At 68.8% G+C, this 19,748-nt stretch carries 16 protein-coding genes; 6 read left to right on the forward strand and 10 right to left on the reverse strand.

Annotated features, from left to right (window positions below; all coding sequences use genetic code 11):
• Positions 1-3: 3 nt before the first annotated feature.
• Positions 4-1,875 (reverse strand): bifunctional tRNA (5-methylaminomethyl-2-thiouridine)(34)-methyltransferase MnmC2/FAD-dependent 5-carboxymethylaminomethyl-2-thiouridine(34) oxidoreductase MnmC1, encoded by a 1,872-nt coding sequence (mnmC, locus tag AC1M14_RS22940; RefSeq protein WP_479730524.1) that lies wholly within the window; start codon positions 1,873-1,875, stop codon positions 4-6.
• Positions 1,876-2,038: 163 nt separating this feature from the next.
• On the opposite strand from mnmC, the gene AC1M14_RS22945 reads away from it, so the two are divergent.
• Positions 2,039-2,914, forward strand: a complete 876-nt coding sequence (locus AC1M14_RS22945) for an inositol monophosphatase family protein (protein WP_102775422.1) — start codon at positions 2,039-2,041, stop codon at positions 2,912-2,914.
• Here the strand turns inward: AC1M14_RS22945 and AC1M14_RS22950 are convergent.
• Positions 2,911-4,608 (reverse strand): long-chain-fatty-acid--CoA ligase, encoded by a 1,698-nt coding sequence (locus AC1M14_RS22950; protein WP_479730525.1) that lies wholly within the window; start codon positions 4,606-4,608, stop codon positions 2,911-2,913. The two genes, AC1M14_RS22945 and AC1M14_RS22950, sit on opposite strands and share 4 nt — an antisense overlap.
• Positions 4,609-4,686: 78 nt before the next feature.
• Between AC1M14_RS22950 and AC1M14_RS22955 the strand changes: the two genes are divergently transcribed.
• Positions 4,687-5,883, forward strand: a complete 1,197-nt coding sequence (locus tag AC1M14_RS22955; RefSeq protein WP_102775420.1) for a M20 aminoacylase family protein — start codon at positions 4,687-4,689, stop codon at positions 5,881-5,883.
• A gap of 6 nt (positions 5,884-5,889) precedes the next feature.
• Here AC1M14_RS22955 and AC1M14_RS22960 read toward each other — a convergent pair whose 3' ends face one another.
• On the reverse strand, positions 5,890-6,783 hold the full coding sequence (locus tag AC1M14_RS22960; protein ID WP_111826366.1) for a LysR family transcriptional regulator: 894 nt from the start codon (positions 6,781-6,783) through the stop codon (positions 5,890-5,892).
• Between the two features lie 114 nt (positions 6,784-6,897).
• Between AC1M14_RS22960 and AC1M14_RS22965 the strand changes: the two genes are divergently transcribed.
• From AC1M14_RS22965 to pagP, 4 genes are all read left to right on the forward strand, one after another.
• Positions 6,898-7,983: a YeiH family protein gene (locus AC1M14_RS22965; RefSeq protein ID WP_246842499.1), complete on the forward strand. Its 1,086-nt coding sequence runs from the start codon at positions 6,898-6,900 to the stop codon at positions 7,981-7,983.
• Between the two features lie 105 nt (positions 7,984-8,088).
• Positions 8,089-8,499 carry an acyl-CoA thioesterase gene (locus AC1M14_RS22970; protein WP_102775418.1) on the forward strand — a complete coding sequence of 137 codons (411 nt, stop codon included), beginning with the start codon at positions 8,089-8,091 and terminating at the stop codon, positions 8,497-8,499.
• A 10-nt stretch (positions 8,500-8,509) separates the two neighbouring features.
• Positions 8,510-9,982: a magnesium transporter gene (gene mgtE / locus AC1M14_RS22975; protein ID WP_102775417.1), complete on the forward strand. Its 1,473-nt coding sequence runs from the start codon at positions 8,510-8,512 to the stop codon at positions 9,980-9,982.
• Between the two features lie 139 nt (positions 9,983-10,121).
• A complete protein-coding gene (gene pagP, locus AC1M14_RS22980; RefSeq protein ID WP_102775416.1) occupies positions 10,122-10,676 on the forward strand; it encodes a lipid IV(A) palmitoyltransferase PagP in 555 nt (184 codons plus the stop codon).
• A gap of 5 nt (positions 10,677-10,681) precedes the next feature.
• Here the strand turns inward: pagP and AC1M14_RS22985 are convergent, their stop codons facing one another.
• From AC1M14_RS22985 to AC1M14_RS23015, 7 genes are all read right to left on the reverse strand, one after another.
• On the reverse strand, positions 10,682-11,464 hold the full coding sequence (locus tag AC1M14_RS22985; protein ID WP_111826365.1) for an SDR family oxidoreductase: 783 nt from the start codon (positions 11,462-11,464) through the stop codon (positions 10,682-10,684).
• Between the two features lie 11 nt (positions 11,465-11,475).
• Complete coding sequence (locus AC1M14_RS22990) at positions 11,476-13,170, reverse strand: thiamine pyrophosphate-binding protein (protein WP_479730526.1); 1,695 nt, start codon at positions 13,168-13,170, stop codon at positions 11,476-11,478.
• A 55-nt stretch (positions 13,171-13,225) separates the two neighbouring features.
• Positions 13,226-14,212: a tripartite tricarboxylate transporter substrate binding protein gene (locus tag AC1M14_RS22995; RefSeq protein WP_102775413.1), complete on the reverse strand. Its 987-nt coding sequence runs from the start codon at positions 14,210-14,212 to the stop codon at positions 13,226-13,228.
• Positions 14,209-14,961 carry a GntR family transcriptional regulator gene (locus AC1M14_RS23000; protein WP_479730527.1) on the reverse strand — a complete coding sequence of 251 codons (753 nt, stop codon included), beginning with the start codon at positions 14,959-14,961 and terminating at the stop codon, positions 14,209-14,211. Before AC1M14_RS23000 ends, AC1M14_RS22995 begins: the two co-directional genes overlap by 4 nt.
• A 103-nt stretch (positions 14,962-15,064) precedes the next feature.
• Complete coding sequence (locus AC1M14_RS23005) at positions 15,065-15,784, reverse strand: VOC family protein (RefSeq protein ID WP_111826363.1); 720 nt, start codon at positions 15,782-15,784, stop codon at positions 15,065-15,067.
• 16 nt (positions 15,785-15,800) lie between these two features.
• Positions 15,801-18,536, reverse strand: a complete 2,736-nt coding sequence (secA, locus tag AC1M14_RS23010; protein ID WP_102775410.1) for a preprotein translocase subunit SecA — start codon at positions 18,534-18,536, stop codon at positions 15,801-15,803.
• A 205-nt stretch (positions 18,537-18,741) separates the two neighbouring features.
• Positions 18,742-19,710, reverse strand: coding sequence for a M23 family metallopeptidase (locus AC1M14_RS23015; RefSeq protein ID WP_102775409.1), 969 nt, complete (start codon positions 19,708-19,710; stop codon positions 18,742-18,744).
• Positions 19,711-19,748: the final 38 nt, after the last annotated feature.

The raw sequence follows: 19,748 nt of genomic DNA on the forward strand, positions 1-19,748 counted from the left end.
TTTTCAGCGCGGCGCCACCAGCCTGGCCAGGTCGGTCTCCAGCGGCGCGGGTTCGCCCTGCAGCCGGGCGCCGATCAAGTCGCCCATCAGCGCCGACCACGACAGCCCCCGCGAGGCATAGCCCACGGCCAGCCACAGGCCGGGCGCCTGAGGCAGTTCGCCCACCGCCGGCAGGCGGCCGGGCAGCACCGCCCGCCATCCCGCCCAGCCCGGCAGGCTGCCCGGCTCCAGGGCCTGGAACGCCGCGGGCACGCTGCCCAGCAGGCCCGCGGCCTTGTCCAGCGTGACGCGCTGGCCCTCGGCGCTCACCCGGGCCTCGGCGGCGCCATGCACATAAGTGCTGCCGGCCACGCAGCCCGCGCCGGTGTCCGGCAGCAGATAGCCTTCGCCGCCGACGATGCAGCGCGGTCCGCCCGCCAGCGCCGCGGCCGGCACCAGCGTGACCTCCCCGGCCAGCGCATGCATCTGCGCCAACCGTGGCAGCGGCTCCAGCAGTCCGCTGGCCGCCAGCACGCCCTGCGCCCCCGCCGCATTGGCCAGGATCACGGTATCGGCCTGCGCCAGTTCGGCGCCGGCTGCGTCCAGCACGCGCCAGCCCTGCCCGGCCCGCTCGACCCGCGCCGCCGCGCCGGGTTGGACCGTGACGCCGGGCGTGGCCAGCAGGGCTTCTATCAGCCGCCCGGGCTGCACCAGCATGCCCTGCGCGAAAAACACGCCGCCGCGCGCCAGCGGCAGGCCGGCCAGCTGGCTGGCCTCGTCGCGGTCGACCTGGCGCACCCATTGCGCCGGAAACGCCAGCGCCTCCAGGGTGCCGGCCATCGCCGCGGACCGACCGGCGTCGCGTTCGAGCTGGACGGTGCCGCAGACCCGCGGGGCGGCGTCCCCCGCCAGGCCCAGCCAGCGCGCCTGCGCCCGCTGGCTGCCGGCACGCGACAGGCGCGCCCGCGCATTGTCGTCGCGCGCCAGCACCGGGGTCAGCGCCGCGGCGACGTGCCCGGCATGCGCGGGCGCGCCCTGCGCGCGGCCGGCGTCGACCACGGTCACGCGCCAGCCGCGCAGGCCCAGCGCCTGGGCGATGCCCGCGCCCGCCAGGCCGGCGCCCACCACCACGGCGTGGCGGTGGGCCACGGGACGCAGCCCGGCGGCCACCGCGCCTTCCCGCGCGGCCTCGCCCGCCGTCATGTGCCATTTGCCGCCGTAGCCCGGGGCGCGGCGCACGTTGAAGCCCGCTTCCTGCAAGGCGCGGCGCAGCTCGCCGGTACAGGCCCAGGTGGCCACCGTGGCGTCCGGCGCGGCCAGCGCCGCCAGATCGCGCAGCAGCGGCGGCGCCCACATGCGGGGATTGCGCTCGGGCGCGAAGCCGTCCAGGAAGAAAGCATCCACCCGCGCGCTCAACCGGGGCGCCAGCGCCTGCGCCTCGCCGAAGCCCAGCGTCAGCGTGACGGCCCCGCCTTCGAATTCCAGGCGGTGCAGTCCGGGCAGCAGCTCCGGCCAGCGATCGGCGAGCTGCCGCCCCAGGCCGGCCAGCGGTTCGGGCGCGTAGCGCTCCAGCAGGGCCGCCAGGTCGGCGCGCGCAAAGGGGTGTCCTTCTATGGCGAGCACGTGCAGGGCGGCCGAACGCTGGGGGTCCTCGCGCCAGGCGCTCCACAGCGCCAGGAAATTCAGTCCCAGCCCGAAGCCGGTTTCACAGACCGTGAAGGCGCCGCGGCCGCGCCATCGCCCGGGCAGCCCGTTGCCGCGCAGGAACACGTGTTCGGCCTGCCCGAGCGCGCCGGAGGGCGAATGGTAGACGTCGCCATAGGCGGGGCTGAACAGCCTGCCTTCGGCGTCGAACTCGGCCACGGCGGGAATCAGGGGGGAATAGGTAACGGACATTGGGTGCGGCGGAAACAAACAGTATCGGGCCAAGCCCGGAAATTCGGGATAAACGCAAATTATCGGCGGACCGCGGTCCATACGTTGGGCGAAAGCCACGCGGCGGCGCGGTTTCCGGCCGCTTGCCACCGATTTGACTCATACATGGGCTTACACTCGATTCATGGATACTTACGATCAGCCCCGTTCGCTGGCCTCGCCCATCGACCTGTGCGCCGCGATCGACGCGGCCGTCACAGCCTCGCATGCCGGCGCCGCCATCCTGCAATCCTACGCGCATCACCGCAGCGACCTGGTGATCGACCGCAAGGCGCGCAACGATCTGGTATCCCAGGCGGACCGCGAGGCCGAAGCCGCCATCATCGAGCAACTGCAAGCCCGCACGCCCCAGTTCGGCATCGTCGCCGAGGAAACCGGGGGCAAGCCCCAGGGCGACGCCACCTGGTACATCGACCCGCTGGACGGCACCACCAATTTCCTGCACGGCATTCCGCACTACGCCGTGTCGATCGCGCTGGTGGCCCACGCCGGCACCGCGGTCTCGGCCACCGAAACGCTGGAACAGGACACCCCCGTGGCCGGCGCGGTCTACGACCCGCAGCGCGAAGAGCTCTTCACCGCGGTCTACGGGCTGGGGGCCTGGCTCAACGGCCGGCGCATCCAGTGCTCGCGCACCCAGACCATCGAGGACGCGGTGCTGGCCACCGGCTTCCCGTTCCGCGACTTTTCATTCGCCGCGCAGTACATGCCCATGCTGCACGACGCCATCAACCGCTCGCGCGGCGTGCGCCGCATGGGCGCGGCCGCCCTGGACCTGGCCTGGACCGCCTGCGGCCGCTACGACGGCTATTGGGAAATGGGGCTGGCGCCCTGGGACGTGGCCGCGGGCACGCTCATCGTGCGCGAGGCCGGCGGCGCCTGCTCGGACATGCATCGGCAGGATCCCTGGCCCATCGGCGGGCGCGTCGTGGCCGGCAACCGCGCCGTCGAGCGCGCCCTGCACGAGATGATCGCGCCGCACCTCGGCGCCGCCGCCTAGGCGGCCTTGCCCGGGTCCGACGCCGGCGCATCGGGCCGCAGTTCGCGGCGCAGGATCTTGCCCACGTTGCTCTTGGGCAGTTCGTCGCGGAATTCCACGAAGCGCGGACGCTTGTAGCCGGTGAGCCGTTCGCGGCACCATTCCTGGATCTGGGCCTCGGTAAGAGACGGGTCCTTTTTCACCACGAACACCTTGACGGCCTCGCCGGAATGCTCGTCCGGCACGCCTATGGCCGCGCACTCCAGCACGCCCGGATGCTGCGCCACGGCGGCCTCGACTTCGTTCGGATAGACCTTGAAGCCCGACACCGCGATCATGTCCTTCTTGCGGTCGACGATGCGGGTATAGCCCTGCTCGTCCATGATGCCGATGTCGCCGGTGCGGAAATAGCCGTCAGCCGTCATGGACTGGCGGGTTTCCTCGGGCTTCTGCCAATACCCCAGCATGACTTGGGGACCGCGGATGCAGACTTCGCCACGCTCGCCCAGCGGCACCTCGCGGCCCTCGTCGTCCATGATGGCCACGTCGGTCGACGGCAGCGGCAGGCCGATGGAGCCGGAGTACTCGGTCGCGTTGGTGGGATTGACGGTGGCCACCGGCGAGGTCTCGGACAGGCCGTAGCCTTCGACCAGCGGCCGGCCCGTGATCTTGAGCCAGCGCTCAGCCACCTGGCGCTGCACCGCCATGCCGCCGCCCAGCGTCAGGCGCAGCGCGGAGAAGTCCAGGCGGGCGAAATCCTCGTTGTGCGCCAGCGCGTTGAACAGCGTATTGACGCCCGGAAAAATGTTGATGGGCGTCTTGCGCCACGCGTTGATCAGCGAAGGCTGGTCGCGCGGATTGATGATGAGCACGTTGCGCATGCCGGCGTACAGGCCATACAGCCCGCAGACCGTCATCGCGAACACGTGATAGAGCGGCAGCGCGCTGATGATGGTGAGCTGCTGGCCGGCGAGGTCGTGCACCACGGGCTGGGCCACGGCCTCGGTCTGCAGCACGTTGGCCGTCAGGTTGCGGTGCGACAGCATGGCGCCCTTGGGCACGCCGGTGGTGCCGCCGGTGTACTGCAGCACCGCTACGTCGTCCATGGACAGGACCGGCGGCTTGAAAGACAGCTTCGCGCCGTCGCTTAGCACCCGCGGCAGTTCGTGGGCGCCGTCGATGCGCCAGGCGGGCACCAGCTTCTTGATGTGGCGGGCGACCAGGTTCACCAGCGGCGCCTTCAGGCCGCCGAGCAGGTCGCCGGGGCCGGTCACGACGATGTGCTTGAGCTGCCCGCGGTCGGTCACGCGCTCCAGCGTATGCGCGAAGTTCTCCAGGATGACGATGGCCGAGGCGCCGCTGTCGAGCAGCTGGCGCTGCAGTTCTTCGGCGGTGTAGAGGGGATTGACGTTGACCACGACCAGGCCGGCGCGCAGCGTGCCCAGCATGCTGACCAGATAGGCGGGCACGTTGGGCATCATCAGCGCCACGCGCGCGCCCCTGGGCAGGCCCAGGCTTTGCAGCCAGGCCGCGAATGCGCGGGCATGGGCGTCCAGTTGCGCGTACGTAATGTCGCTGCCCATCGCGGTGCACGCGATGCGGGAGGCATACTGTTTGCAGGCCCGGTCCAGCAGGTCGGTCAGAGAGGAATATCCCTCGGTCGAGATCTCCGCCGGAACGCCTTGCGGGTAATGGGCAAGCCACGGACGCGTCATGGTAGTTGTCTCCATTAAATCGATTTTTGATTGATGATAACCTTGTTGCGTTCCCATATTCCGCCCGAGTGCAATGCCATGAAACTGCTCGAACCCATCGTCGCGTGGCACCGCGATATTTCCACGATCCGGCGCGACATCCACGCCCATCCCGAACTGGCTTTCGAGGAGTTCCGTACGGCCGACGTGGTCGCCGCGAAACTGCAGGAATGGGGCATCGAAATCCATCGCGGGCTGGGCGGCACGGGCGTGGTCGGCATCATCCGCGGCAACCTGCCGGGCGAACGCGCCGTGGGCCTGCGCGCCGACATGGACGCGCTGCCCATGCAGGAGGTCAACACCTTCGCGCACGCCAGCAAGCACGAGGGCAAGATGCACGCCTGCGGCCACGACGGCCACACCGCCATGCTGCTGGCCGCGGCGCGCTACCTGTCGCAGCACCGCGACTACGCCGGCACCGTCTACGTGATCTTCCAGCCGGCCGAGGAAGGCGGCGGCGGCGCCAAGCGCATGATCGACGACGGCCTGTTCACGCGCTTCCCCATGGAAGCCGTGTTCGGCATGCATAACTGGCCCGGCATGAAGCCCGGCCAGTTCGGCCTGACCCCCGGCCCCATCATGGCTTCCAGCAACGAGTTCTCCATCGTCGTCAAGGGCAAGGGCTCGCACGCCGGCATGCCCAACCTGGGCATAGACCCGGTCATGGCGGCCGTGCAGCTGGCCCAGTCGCTGCAGACCATCATCACGCGCAACCGCAATCCGCTGGACGCCGCGGTGCTCAGCATCACCCAGATCCATGCCGGCAGCGCCGACAACGTGGTGCCCAACCATGCCGAATTGCGCGGCACCGTGCGCACGTTCACGCTGGAGACGCTGGACCTGATCGAACGCCGTATGGAAGAGATCGCGCGCCATACCTGCGCGGCCATGGACTGCGAAATGGAATTCACATTCCAGCGCAACTATCCGCCCACCATCAACCACCCCGCCGAGGCCGAATTCTGTGCCGAGGTGCTGCGCGACATCGTCGGCGAGGACAACGTCAACGACCACGTGCAGCCGACCATGGGCGCGGAAGACTTCGCCTTCATGCTGCAGGAGCTGCCGGGCTGCTATGTCTGGATCGGCAACGGCACCGGCGAGCACCGCGACAGCGGCCACGGCCTGGGCCCGTGCATGCTGCACAACGGCAGCTACGATTTCAACGACGAGCTGCTGCCGCTGGGCGGCACCTACTGGGTCCAGCTGGCGCTCAAGCGCCTGGCCAAGGCCTAGGGCCTGCTATACCGCTTCGGGCGCGCCGACCGCCAGGCACATCGCCAGGAAACGTTCGGCCGCCCGCGCCGCCGCGTCCGCGTGCGGCACCAGGATGCTCAGGGTCCGCGTCAGCGGCCGCGGCAACAGGCGCAGGGCCGCCAGCGCCCCGTCCTCGTGGCGCATCGACATGACCGACACGAAGCCCACGCCCAGGCCCGCGCGCACCGCCTGCTTCACGCCTTCCACCCCGGCCAGTTCCAGGCCCACCGACGGCGCCAGCCCGGCGTCCGAAAACGCGCGTTCCACCAGCCGGCGCACGCCCGAACCGGGTTCGCGCATGACCAGCGCCGAAGCGGCCAGGTCGCGCAGGGTCACCGCCCCCTTGCCCGCCAGCGCGTGGTCCGCCCGCACGATGGCCACCACTTCGTCCTGCCGCCAGGCGTGCACCGCCGTGTCCGCCGGCAGGCCCGTCGGCACGTCGCCCTCGATGAAGGCCAGGTCCAGGGCCGGCAGGCGCTCGACGATTTCGCGGGTGTTGCCGTCGGACAGATGCAGGCTGACCGAGGGAAAGGCGCGGCGGAAGTCCGCCACCAGGCTGGGCAACAGATAACTGGCCGGCGTGGTGCTGGCGCCCAGGCGCAGGGCGCCGGTTTCCAGGCCGCGCCAGGATTCGCGCACGGCCTGCGCCTGGCGGTACACCTGGCGCAGTTGCCGGGCCTGTTCGGCCAGGCGCTCGCCGGCCTCGGTCAGGACGATGCCATGCCCGCTCCGGCGGTACAGGGGCTCGCCGAACCATTCCTGCAACATGCGCAGCTGGCCCGACACCGCGGGCTGGGACAGGTTCAGCACCAGGGCGGCGCGGCTGATGTTGCCGGTATCGGCCACCGAGGCGAAGGTAAGCAGCTGGTCCGGAGTCATGGCGGGCTAATTATCAGTTAATCCGATATTAAATATTCAAAATAACAATTTTTCAAATAACAGGCCAACCCCTAATATTTCGTCTAGTTATTTAGATATGTACCAGGTCCAACCATGAGCAATTCCTCCAGCACCGCCGCCGCCCCCCTGCCCGCCACGCCGCCGGTGTCCGCGGCCGCCGCGGCCACGCCCTGGCGCGACAAGCTCAACGGCGTGCTGTTCGTCGGCCTGATGTCGGCCGCGGTCATGCAGCTGGCCGACCTGCCCGCCATCCGCCAGCTGGGCTTTTCGCCCCTGGTGGTGGGCATCGTCTGCGGCATGCTGTATGGCAACTTCCTGCGCGGCACCATGCCGGCCGACTGGGGCGTGGGCGTCAATTTCACCGCCCGCCGCCTGCTGCGCATCGCCGTGGCCTTCTACGGCCTGAACATCAGCATCCAGCAGATCGCGGCCGTCGGCCTGCCGGGGCTGGCCGTTTCGGTGGCGGTGGTGCTGAGCACCCTGCTGATCGGCACCGTGGCCGGCCAGCGCCTGCTGGGCCTGGACCGCGACACCGCCATGCTGACCGCCGCCGGCAGCGCCATCTGCGGCGCCGCCGCCGTGCTGGCCTTCGAGCCCACGCTGCGGGCCGCGCCGCACAAGAGCGCGGTGGCCGTCGCCACGGTGGTGCTGTTCGGCACGCTGTCCATGTTCCTGTACCCGGTGTTCTACCACGCGGGCTGGCTGAGCTTTGACACCCAGGCGCTGGGCATCTATATCGGCGGCACCATCCACGAAGTGGCGCAGGTCGTCGGCGCGGCCAGCAACGTCGACCCCGCCACCACCGAAGTCGCCACCATCGTCAAGATGACGCGCGTCGCCCTGCTGGTGCCGGTCCTGCTGGTGCTGGGCATGTACCTGCGCAGCGCGGCCTCGCACGCCGGCGGCCAGGCCAAGGGCGCCAAGCTGCCAATCCCCTGGTTCGCGGTCGGCTTCCTGGTGCTGGCCATCGTCAATTCGCTGAACATCATTCCCGCCGACATCGTGGCCGCCATCCGCCGCCTGGACGTGTTCGCGCTGACCATGGCCATGACGGCGCTGGGCATCGAAACCCGCTTCGCCCAGATCCGCAAGGCCGGCCCGCGCGTGATGGCGCTGGGCCTGATCCTGTACGTGTGGCTGCTGGCCGGCGGCTACGCCATCGTCAAGCTGGCCTACTGATGCGCGCCCGCCGCGGCTGCTTGCCGCGGCGGGCCTTGCGCACGCACGCGGCAGTCGCATTTTTCCTGCATAATCGGCTGGTTCTCTTGCAGCGGAGTCAGCCGCATGGCCTCCAGCCACAAAACCCCTACCACGACCTTGCCCGCCGACCGCGACGCGGTGTTGCGCGTCATGCCGATGCCGGCGGACGCCAATATCCACGGGGACGTTTTCGGCGGCTGGATCATGTCCCAGGTCGACATCGCCGGCTCCATCCCCGCCGCGCGGCGCGCCGCCGGACGCGTGGCCACCGTGGCGGTCAACGCCTTCCAGTTCAAGCAGCCCGTGTTCGTGGGCGACCTGCTCAGCTTCTACGCCTCCATCATCAAAACCGGCACCACCTCGATCACGGTGTCGGTCGAGGTCTACGCGGAACGCCAGCGCCTGGACGCCGAGATCGTCAAGGTCACCGAAGCCACGCTGACCTACGTCGCCACCGACGAAGCGCGGCGCGGCCGCCCCCTCCCCACCCTTTGAGCCGTAACGCATGACGCAGTCCGCCGCCGCGCAGAAACCGCCCGCGACGCCCCGCCGCCTCGACCCGGAAGACGCCCAGCACGCCCTGGCCGAAGTGCAGGAGCGCCTGCGCCGCCAGCAGCTGGTCGCCGACCTCGTGCATCGCCAGGAAGAAGGCGACTCGAAGGCCTCGCTGGTCGAAGACCTGGTCCACCGCCAGCACGAAGCCGAACTCAAGACGCTGCTGGACGGGCTGCATCCGGCCGACATCGCCTTCATCCTCGAATCGCTGCCCAAAGACGAGCGCCAGGCGATCTGGGCGCTGGTCAGCCCGGAGCACGACGCCGACGTGCTGCTGGAAGTCGAAGACTGGGTGCGCGAATCGCTGATCGAAGCGATGGACCGCCAGGACCTGGTGGCCGCCACCGGCAGCATGGACGCCGACGAGCTGGCCGACCTGGCGCCCGACTTGCCGCCGGACGTGGTGGCCGAAGTCCAGAAGGGCCTGACCGAAGAAGAACGCGCGCAGCTGCTGGAAGCCATGGGCTATCCGGAAGACAGCGTGGGCGCGATCATGGACTTCGAAATGGTCCGCGTGCGCGAGGACGTGACGCTGGAGGTCGTGCTGCGCTACCTGCGCCGCCTGCACGAGCTGCCGGACCACACCGACCAGATCTTCGTGGTCGACCGCCAGGACAAGCTGCAAGGCATCCTGCCGCTGTCGCGCCTGCTGGTCAGCGAGCCCGAGACCGAGGTGCGCGCGGTCATGAACTCGGATTTCCTGACGCTGAATCCGCTGGATTCCGACGCCGACGCCGCCGGCGCGTTCGAACGCTACGATCTGGTGTCCGCCCCCGTGATGGACGACCAGGGCCGGCTGATCGGCCGCGTCACCATCGCCGACGTGGTGGACGTGATGCGCGAGGACTCCCAGGAACAGGCGCTGTCGCGCGCCGGTCTGCAGGAAGAAGACATCTTCGCGCCGGTCGCCACCGCCTTGCGCAACCGCGCGCCGTGGCTGCTGTTCAATCTCTGTACCGCGGCTACGGCTTCGTTCGTGGCCTCGCAGTTCGAAGGCACGGTCAGCCAGATCGTCATCCTGGCCTTCCTGATGTCCATCGTGGCCGGCATCGGCGGCAACTCCGGCAACCAGACCATGACGCTCATCATCCGGGCGCTGGCCATGGGCCGCATCACCGGACGCAACCTGTGGCAGCTGGTCAAGCGCGAGCTCTTCGTGACCCTGCTGGTGGGGCTGTGCGGCAGCGTGGTGGCCGCGCTGTTCGCCTGGGCGATCTCGCACTCGGTGTCGATCGCGCTGGTGATGATGGCCGCCATGATCTGCAACATGCTGGTCGGCGCCTCGGTCGGCGTGCTGGTGCCGATGGTGCGCGCCCGCTTCGGCAAGGACCCGGCGATGGGCTCCTCGGTGCTGCTGACCTTCGCCACCGACTCGCTGGGCTTTTTCATCTTCCTCGGCCTGGCGACCATCTTCCTCCTGTAGCCTGCCTGCAACACATTGCGGCGCCCGTCCTCCTGGCTCTCCCAGGGGGACGGCGTTCTTGACAGCTAGCTGACAGGGATGGCGGCGGTCATTCCATTACAGTAATGGGATTGTCATATCCATCCCATCAGCGCCCGCAATGACCGCCAGACTCCGGGCAGCGCTCCTCTGTCTGCTGCTCTCCTTCTTCGCCTCCGCCGCCCAAGCCTGTGACAGCATGCCCTCGTGGGCGCAATCGGCCTGCAACCGCCTGGACCAGATCTGGTCGGAAGGCGGCAACGATCTCTACCTGACCGGCTATTCGTGGCATAACCGCGCCACCTACAGCAAAGAGAAGATCGACAGCTTCAACGAACTGGCCTGGGGCGGCGGCTACGGACGCAGCATCTACGACGAAGACGGCGACTGGCAGGGTCTGTACGCCATGGCCTTCCTGGATTCGCACAGCAAGATCGAGCCCATCGCCGGCTACGGCTTCCTGAAGATCGGCCAGGTCAGCGAGAACTTCCGCCTGGGCGCGGGCTATACCGTGTTCCTGACGGCGCGCAGCGACATCATGAGCTACGTGCCTTTCCCCGGCATCCTGCCGCTGGTGAGCGCGGGCTACAAGGACGCCATGCTTTACGCGACCTACATCCCGGGCTCCAGCGGCGCGGGCAACGTACTGTTCATGTTCGGCCGCTGGCAGTTCTGAAGCGCTCAGTACGTGCCGGGGTAGCCGCCGCCGTCGATGAGGATGTTCTGCGCCGTCATGTAGCCCGCGTGGGCCGAACAGACGTAGGCGCATAGCGCGCCCAGCTCCTCGGGCTGGCCGTAGCGGCCCGCCGGGTTCGAGCGCCCGCGCTCGTCCCACAACTGCTCGAAGGTCTTGCCGCCGGACTGCTCGAGCATGCCCTGGATGTGCCTGACCTGCGCATCGGTGGCGAAGGCGCCGGGCAGCAGGTTGTTGATGGTGACGTTGTGCCTGACGGTCTGCCGGGCCAGCCCGCCCACGAAGCCGATCAGCCCCGAACGCGCGCCGTTGGACAGGCCCAGTTCGGCGTGCGGCGCCTTGACGCTGCGCGAGACGATGTTGACGATGCGGCCGAAGCGCCGTTCGATCATCCCGTCCACCACGCGCCGGATCATGTCGATGGGCCCCAGCATCATGGCGTCCAGCGCCGCCATCCAGTCCTCGTGCGACCAGTCGCGGAAGTCGCCCGGCAGCGGCCCGTCGGCGTTGTTGATCAGGATATCGGGCCGCGGACAGGCGGCGATGGCGGCGTCGCGGCCCTGCGGCAGGGTCAGGTCGGCCGACACCCAGCCCACGCCCACGCCGGTCTCGCGCGAAATCTCGGCAGCGGCCTGCTCCAGCGTCGCCGGATTGCGCGCGGCGATCGTGACCGCCACGCCTTCGCGCGCCAGCTGCAGGGCGCAGGCCCGGCCCATGCCGCGGCTGCCGCCGAATACCAGTGCCGTCTTGCCGCTGATGCCCAGATCCATGCCTGTCTCCTTCAACCCATCCACTGGCTGACCGGCGCCGCGGCGTCCTGCAGCGGCTGGGCCACCACGTCGATCAGCGCCGGACCGTCATGCTCCATGGCCGCCTTGATGGCCGCGTCCAGCTTGGCCGGGTCCTCGACGCGCCATGCCTTCACCCCGTAGGCCTCGGCGATGCGCGCGTGGTCGGTGCGATCGAAGTCCACGCTGTAGTAGCGTTTGTCGTAGCCGGCTTTCTGGCTGGCCTTGATCCAGCCGTAGACCGAGTTCGAGAACACTACCATCAAAAGCGGCGCCTTGTGCCGCACGATGGTCTCCAGCTCGCCCACGGTGAAGCCGAAGCTGCCGTCTCCCATCACCGACACGCACTTGGATTGCGGCCGGCCCACCCAGGCGCCGAGCGCGGCCGACATGGAAAAGCCCAGCGCGCCGTGCGCGCGGTTGGTGATGAAGTGGCGCCCCGGGCGCGACACGTCGTAATAGGCCGAGAAATACGGGCAAGGCGTGCCGGGATCGGCGCACACCACGGCGTCGTCCGGCAGCAGGCGGTTGAGCGATTGCACCACGCGCTCGGGGCGGATGGGCGTGTCCAGGCTGCCGGCCAGCGGCTCCAGCTGGGCGCGGCGCGCCGCCTTGGCGCGGCCGGCCAGCACCGCGCCGTCGACCGCGTCGGCGGGGCGATGGGCCAGGCGCTCGGCCACTTCGGCGCCCAGCGCCTCCAGCGCCAGCCTGGCGTCGCCCACCATGCCGACTTCGGTCAGGTAGTTGGCGCCGATCACCATCGGGTCGATGTCGATGTGCAGGATGGGCACGTCGCGGTTGGGGAAGCGCCAGTGCTCGGTCGAGGTCGAACCGGCGCGGCAGCCCACGAACAGCACCGCGTCGGCGGCCGCGACCACTTCGCGCGTCGCCATCACGCCGCCGTTCGAGCCCACCACGCCCGCGTTCAGCGGATGCGTGTCGGCCAGGCTGCCCTGCCCGCTCACCGTCACGCAGACCGCCGCCTTGAGCGCCTCGGCCAGCTGCTGCAGGGCGGCGCTGGCGCCGGCGATCACCACGCCGCCGCCGCAGATGATGACCGGCGAACGCGCGCCGACCAGCCGCTGCGCCGCGCGCGCCACGTCGGCCGGGTCCGGCGCGCAGCGCATCGCCGGGTAGCTGCCGTGCTCGGGCTGGGCCCAGATGTCGGAGGCGTCCACCTGCTGCTTCATCACGTCGTACGGGAAGCACAGGTGGGCCGCGCCCGGCTTGCCGGTCGTCATCGCGCGAAACGCCGCCCGCACCAAGCCGGGGATCTGGTCGGCGCGGTCGATCGTGCGGTTCCATTTCGTCAGCGGGCGGTACAGCGCCTCCTGGTCGAGCTCGGTCAGCGGGTACTTGCCGCGCGAGCCCACCGCCACGTCGGAGGTGATGCCCAGCACCGGCACGGACGATTCATTGGCCTCCACCAGGCCCGGCAGCAGATAGGTCGCGCCGCCGCCGCTGGGGCCTTCGCACACGCCGACCTTGCCGGTCACACGGGCATAGGCGTCGGCCATGTAGCCGGCGCTGCGCTCGTCGCGCGTCAGGATGTGGCGCATGCCGTGGTCCAGGCGGTACAGCGCGTCGTAGAACGGCAGGCTGGTGTCGCCGCACAGGCCGAAAATATGCTTGACGCCGTTGTGCTGCAGCATCCGCACCATTGCTTCGGCGCCGGTCAGGTTTTCCATGTCGTCTCCAGTGTTGTGGCTCGCGCGGCGGCCGGGCATGCCGGCCGCGCGCCGTTCAGTTGTCCAGGTTGATCTTGCTGCTCTTGATGAAGGCGCTCCAGCGCTCGTATTCCGACTTCACGTAGGCGTCCAGCGCCGGGCCGTCGGAGGCCACGATCTCGAAGCCTGCCTCGGTCACTTTCTTCCTGATCGCGGGATCGGCCAGCACGGCCTGGAACGCCGCGGTCAGTTTTTTCACCGTGGCCTCGGGCGTGCCCTTGGGCGCGAACATGCCGCTCCACGAATAGGCGACGAAACCGGGAAAGCCGGACTCGGCCACCGTCGGCACGTTGGGCAGGTCGGGCAGGCGCTTGTCGCCGGCCACGGCCAGCGGCTTGATCTTGCCGGCCTGGATCTGCCCGCGCAGCGCCGCGAAGCTCAGCCAGGTCATGCTGGCCTGCCCGCCCACCACGGCCTGGATGGCCGGCCCGCCGCCGCCGTACGGCACATGCAGCAGCTCGACCTTGGACAGGCGCTTGAGCTCTTCGGGCGCCAGGTGATTCAGCGACCCGACGCCGGTGGAGGCGTAGTTGAACTTGTTGGGCGGCTGCTTGGCCGCCGCCGCCAGGAACTCCTTGAGCGTCTTGCCCGGCACGCTCGGGTTGGCCCCGATCACCAGCGGGAAGCGCACCGTCTGCGAGATCGCGACGAAGTCCTTGAAGGTGTCGTACGGCAGCTTGGGCTTTACGGCGGGATTGATGCCGTGGTTGTCGAAGCTGACCAGCAGCGTATTGCCGTCGGGCTCGGCGCGCGCCACGAAGGCGGTGGCGATCTGGCTGGCCGCGCCCGGGCGGTTCTCGACCACCACCGGACGCCCGCCCAGTTCCTCGGACAGGCGCGGCTGCAGGATGCGGGCCAGGATGTCGGTGCTGCCTCCCGGCGGATAGGGCACGACCATCACCAGCGGCCGCTCTTCCGCCCAGGCGGGCGCCGCGCCCAGGCCGCCCCCTGCGGCAGCCAGCACGCATAACGCCGCCAGTCCGCGTTTCAAGCTGTGGTTCATTGCTTTTCCCCTGCTGATATGGTGTTGGCCGGCGTTGGCGATGCGGGTTCGGCCTGGTCCCGCATGTAGATCGTGGAAAAACCGGTGCGGATGACGTCGGTGATCTGGTCCAGCCGGCGGCCGATGTGCGCGCTCATCAGCCCCGGCAGCGCCTCGATGTCGCGGCGCTCCAGCGCCTCGACGATGCGCAGGTGCTCGCCCTGGGTATGGCCGCGGCGGCCCTGCTGCATGTCGATCCAGCGCACGAAATGGATGCGCGCGTTGACGCTTTCCAGCGCCCGCACGAATTCCTCGTTGCGCGAATAGCGCGCCAGCGTCAGGTGGAAGGCTTCGTCCAGTTCCAGCAGGCGCGTGGCCTCGCTGTCCTCGGGCACGTCGCGCGAACGCTCGACGAAGGCCCGCAGGCCGGCCAGCTCTTCGTCGCTGGCGCGCTCGCAGGCGGCGCGCACGATGCCGGCCTCCAGCACCGCGCGGTACTCGTACAGGCTGTGGATCTGCTTGGCGTCGAGCAGGCGCGCGATGAAGCCCCGGTTCACCGAGCGCGTCAGGAAACCCTCGACCATCAGCTGGTTCAGCACCTCGCGCAGCGGCGTGCGGCTGACGTTCAGCCGGCGCGCCAGCTCCACCTCGTTGATGCGCTCGCCAGGCTTGAACTCGAACCGCACGGCCATCGCCTTGACGGCGCCGTACAGTTCGGCCTGGGCCGCCTGCGTGCGGCCGGCGGGACGGATCGGGTTGGGAGTGGGCATGGCGCCGCCGGATTGCGTGGTCGGATTAAGTGCATACTAAAGTGCATACACTTTGGGCGGCAATGCGGGTTTGTCCGGGGCGGGACGTGAACGACCTACGGTATTACAGCCCCGTATCCAGCGCGTAATGGGCGCCGTCGCGGTTTTCCAGGGTAAGGGAGCACAGCACCGGCCGGGCGGCCGACTCGTCGGGCCGCACGTGGATGCGCAGGTTGGCCAGCGGCACGTCCCAGCCTTCGCCGGCCGGCTCCGCGACGACGTCGGCGACCTGCGCCAGGCGCTCGGCCACCGCGCGCGCGTCGGCGGCGCGGGCGTCGATGCGCAGCAGGCTGCGCGCGCCGTTGGGATGCGCCATCAGGTCGGGCTGCCACACGCATTCCGGCGTCAGGTGGCGGCAGAAATACATGCGGATGCCGGGCAGCGGCTGCTCGGCGAAACGCACGGTATGGAAACGGGCCTGGACTTCCTCGCCGTCCAGCATGGCCGCGCGGGTCAGTTCCTGGACCGGATTGACGGCGAACCCCGCGGCCCGCAGGCGTTCGTAGGTGGCCTCGGCGTCGTAGGTGCGGAACACCAGCGCCTCCAGCCCGAAGGGCGAGTCGGCGATCTCCTTGCGCGCCGGCGGCGCGCCGGGCGGCCAGCCCAGGAGTTCGACGTAAGCGCCTTCCAGCACGATCAGGCGGTTGCACGACCCCAGGTTGTGCACCGACTTGTCGCTCAGGCGAAAGCCCTGGCGCTCGAAATGCGGCGCCAACGCATCCAGCCGGTCACGCACCATGACCACTGCGTGATCGAATTCGGTACGGCCGACGGGATGCAGCATGGTCAGGTCTCCGGGTTCAGACGAGCTTGCCGTGGCACTGCTTGTACTTCTTGCCGCTGCCGCAGGGGCACGGATCGTTGCGGCCGACCTTGGGCACCACGTTGCGCACCGGCTGGGCGCCGCCCTCGGAATCCTGCTGGGCCAGCGCTTCGTCGTAGTCGGAATGATGGTACTGCACATTCTGCACGTGCGACTGGGCGGCTTCGGCCTCGGCCTGGTCGACCTGCTCCTGCGACTGCACGCGCACCGTCATCAGCACGCGCACCACGTCGTCGCGGATGCGGTCCAGCATGCCCGAGAACAGTTCGAAGGCTTCGCGCTTGTATTCCTGCTTGGGGTTCTTCTGCGCGTAGCCGCGCAGGTGGATGCCCTGGCGCAGGTAGTCCAGCGCCGACAGGTGCTCGCGCCAGTGCGTGTCGATGGCCTGCAGCATGATGGAGCGCTCGAACTGCGACCACGATTCCTGGCCGACCTGGTCGACCTTGGCCTGGTAGGCATCGCGCGCGGCGGCCACCACGCGTTCGCGCAGGTCGTCGTCGGTGAGGTTGGCCTCTTTTTCCAGCATTTCCACCAGCGGAAGCTGGACGTGCCAATCGGCTTCCAGCGCCTTTTGCAGCGCCGGCACGTCCCACTGCTCTTCCACCGATTCCGGCGGCACGTGGACGTTGAACATCTCGATCACGGCGGCGTCGCGCAGGTTCTGCACGGTCTCGCCCACGCTCGCGGCCTCCAGCACGTCGTTGCGCTGCGAGTACAGCACCTTGCGCTGGTCGTTGGCCACGTCGTCGTATTCGAGCAGCTGCTTGCGGATGTCGAAGTTGCGGCCTTCGACCTTGCGCTGCGCGGTCTCGATCGAACGCGTCACCATGCCGGCCTCGATGGGCTCGCCTTCCGGCAGCTTGAGGCGTTCCATGATGGCGCGCACCCGGTCGCCGGCGAAGATGCGCATCAGCGAATCTTCCAGCGACAGGTAGAAGCGCGAGGAACCGGGGTCGCCCTGGCGGCCGGCGCGGCCGCGCAGCTGGTTGTCGATACGGCGCGATTCGTGGCGTTCGGTGCCGATGATGCGCAGGCCGCCGGCGGCCTTGACCTGCTCGTTCAGCGGCTTCCATTCGGCGCGCACCTTTTCGATGCGGGCCTGCTTTTCTTCCTCGGACAGCGATTCGTCGGCGCGGATCAGGTCGACCTGCTTGTCGACGCTGCCGCCCAGCACGATGTCGGTGCCGCGGCCGGCCATGTTGGTGGCGATGGTGATGTGGCCCGGCTTGCCGGCCTCGGCGACGATCTCGGCTTCGCGCGCGTGCTGCTTGGCGTTGAGCACCTCGTGGGGCAGCTTGGCCTTTTTCAGCAGGCCCGACAGCAGCTCGGAGTTCTCGATGCTGGTGGTGCCCACCAGCACCGGCTGGCCGCGCTCGTGGCAGTCGCGGATGTCGTTGAGGATGGCGTTGTACTTTTCCTGGTCGGTCTTGAAGACCTGGTCGTTCTGGTCCTTGCGGACCATGGGCTTGTTGGTCGGGATGATGACCGTTTCGAGCCCGTAGATTTCCTGGAATTCGTACGCTTCCGTGTCGGCCGTGCCGGTCATGCCGGACAGCTTTTCGTACATGCGGAAGTAGTTCTGGAACGTGATCGAGGCCAGCGTCTGGTTCTCGTGCTGGATCTTCACGCCTTCCTTGGCCTCGACCGCCTGGTGCAGGCCGTCGGACCAGCGGCGGCCGACCATCAGGCGGCCGGTGAATTCGTCGACGATGACCACTTCGCCGTCCTGCACCACGTACTGCTGGTCGCGGAAGAACAGCGTGTTGGCGCGCAGCGCCACCATCAGGTGATGCATCAGCGCGATGTGGCGCGGATCGTACAGCGATTCGCCTTCGGGCAGGATGCCCAGGCGGGCCAGGATGCCCTCGGCGTTCTCGTGCCCGGCTTCGGACAGGTAGACCTGCTGGCTCTTTTCGTCGACCCAGTAGTCGCCTTCGGGTTCCGGTTCCTGCGGCTTGGGTTCGCCGGCCATGCGCTTGAGCAGCGGCGGCACCGCGTTCATGCGGATGTAGAGCTCGGTGTGGTCCTCGGCCTGGCCGGAGATGATCAGCGGGGTGCGGGCCTCGTCGATCAGGATCGAGTCCACCTCGTCGACGATGGCGTAGAACAGGCCGCGCTGGCGGCGGTCCTCAACACGGTATTCCATGTTGTCGCGCAGGTAGTCGAAGCCGAACTCGTTATTGGTGCCGTACGTGATGTCGGCGGCGTAGGCGGCCTTCTTTTCCTCGTTGGGCTGCTGCGGCACCACCACGCCCGTGCTCATCCCCAGGAAGCGGTACAGCCGGCCCATCCATTCGGCGTCGCGGCGGGCCAGGTAGTCGTTCACCGTGACCACGTGCACGCCCTTGCCGGCGATCGCGTTCAGGTAGACCGGCAGGGTCGCCATCAGCGTCTTGCCTTCGCCCGTGCGCATTTCGGCGATCTTGCCGTTGTGCAGGGCGATGCCGCCCAGCATCTGCACGTCGAAATGGCGCATGCCGAACACCCGCTTGCCCGCCTCGCGCACCACGGCGAAGGCCTCGGGCAGCAGCTCGTCCAGGGACGTGCCCTGGGCGTGGCGGGAACGGAACTCCTCGGTTTTGGCCGCCAGCTCCGCATCGGAGAGCGCGGAGATCTTGGACTCGAGCCCATTGATCTGGGTTACCAGCTTGCGATACTGCTTAAGCAGCCGGTCGTTGCGACTGCCTATGAGTTTTTTGAGCAGAGAAACCATGCGTATGTCGGCCGCACGGGACACGCCGCCCTGTCGCCAGGGATGGGCAGCGTCGCCCGTGACTTGATGTTATTGGTTGAGCGGGGGTCCGCTGGGAAACGAACCAGTTTAACGCACCTGAAGCGCAATAGCCTGGATCTATCAACACCAGGGTAGCACTGTCGGGCAGTTTGACCGGCCAGAGTGCCGCCAGTTCAGCGGCAGTTCAGCGCGAGGCGTGGGCCACGGCGGGCGGCGCGTTCTGCTGCGGTCCCAGGAACAGGCGCGGGTCCAGCGGCTGGCCCGCCAGGCGCACTTCGAAGTGCAGGTGCGGGCCGGTGGAGCGTCCCGAGCTGCCGACGCGGGCCACGGGCTGGCCGCGGTCGACCAGCTGGCCCTGCTTGACCAGCAGCGAAGAGGCGTGGGCGTAGCGGGTGATCAGGCCGTCGCCGTGGTCGATCTCGACCATATTGCCGTAGCCCGGATGGTATTTGGATTCCAGCACCACGCCGCCGGAGGCAGCCAGGATGGGCGTGCCCGAGGGCGCGGCGAAGTCCAGGCCCTCGTGCATGGCGCTGCGGCCGGTCACCGGGTTGCGGCGCCAGCCGTAGGAGGAGCTGAGGTAGGGATAGTCGGTGATCGGCATGGCCGTCGGCATGCGGGCCTGGTCGGCCGAGCGGCGGGTCAGCGCCGCGTCCAGCAGCTTGAGGTTGTCGGTCTGCTGGGACAATCTGGCCTGGATCTCGTCGAGCTGGCGCCCGAGGGCTTCGGCCGACGCGGCGCTGGGCGGCGGGTGGTCGGTGAAGAGGTCGTCCATGACCTCGGTGGCCTCGGGCTGGATCAGCGCTTCCGGCTGGGCCACGGCCAGCTGCTTGGCGAGTTCGGGATCGGTGTAGGCCACGCCGGCGACCTTGGCCACGCGCTGGCCCAGGCCGTCGATGCTGACCAGCTTGGCCTGCAGCGCCCCGACCTTGGCCGCCAGCAGGTTCATGTTGCCGCGCAGGAAATCGGCGTCGCGCCCCGGCTGGCTGGCCAGGGGCCAGCCCACGGTGTGTACGGCCGGCGATACCGGAGTAAGGTATCGTTGTAGCGCGGCGCCGCAGATGGCGGCCGTGATCAAGGCGAGCCCCAGGAACAGCGCGAGGTGGCCGCCGCCCAGGGTGAAATGCCCGTCCTTCCCGTCACGGGCGTGCATAATCACGATTTTCAAGGTTTGCTTCCTAATTCATAGAG

It is taken from the genome of Achromobacter sp. SX5 (assembly GCF_056711425.1).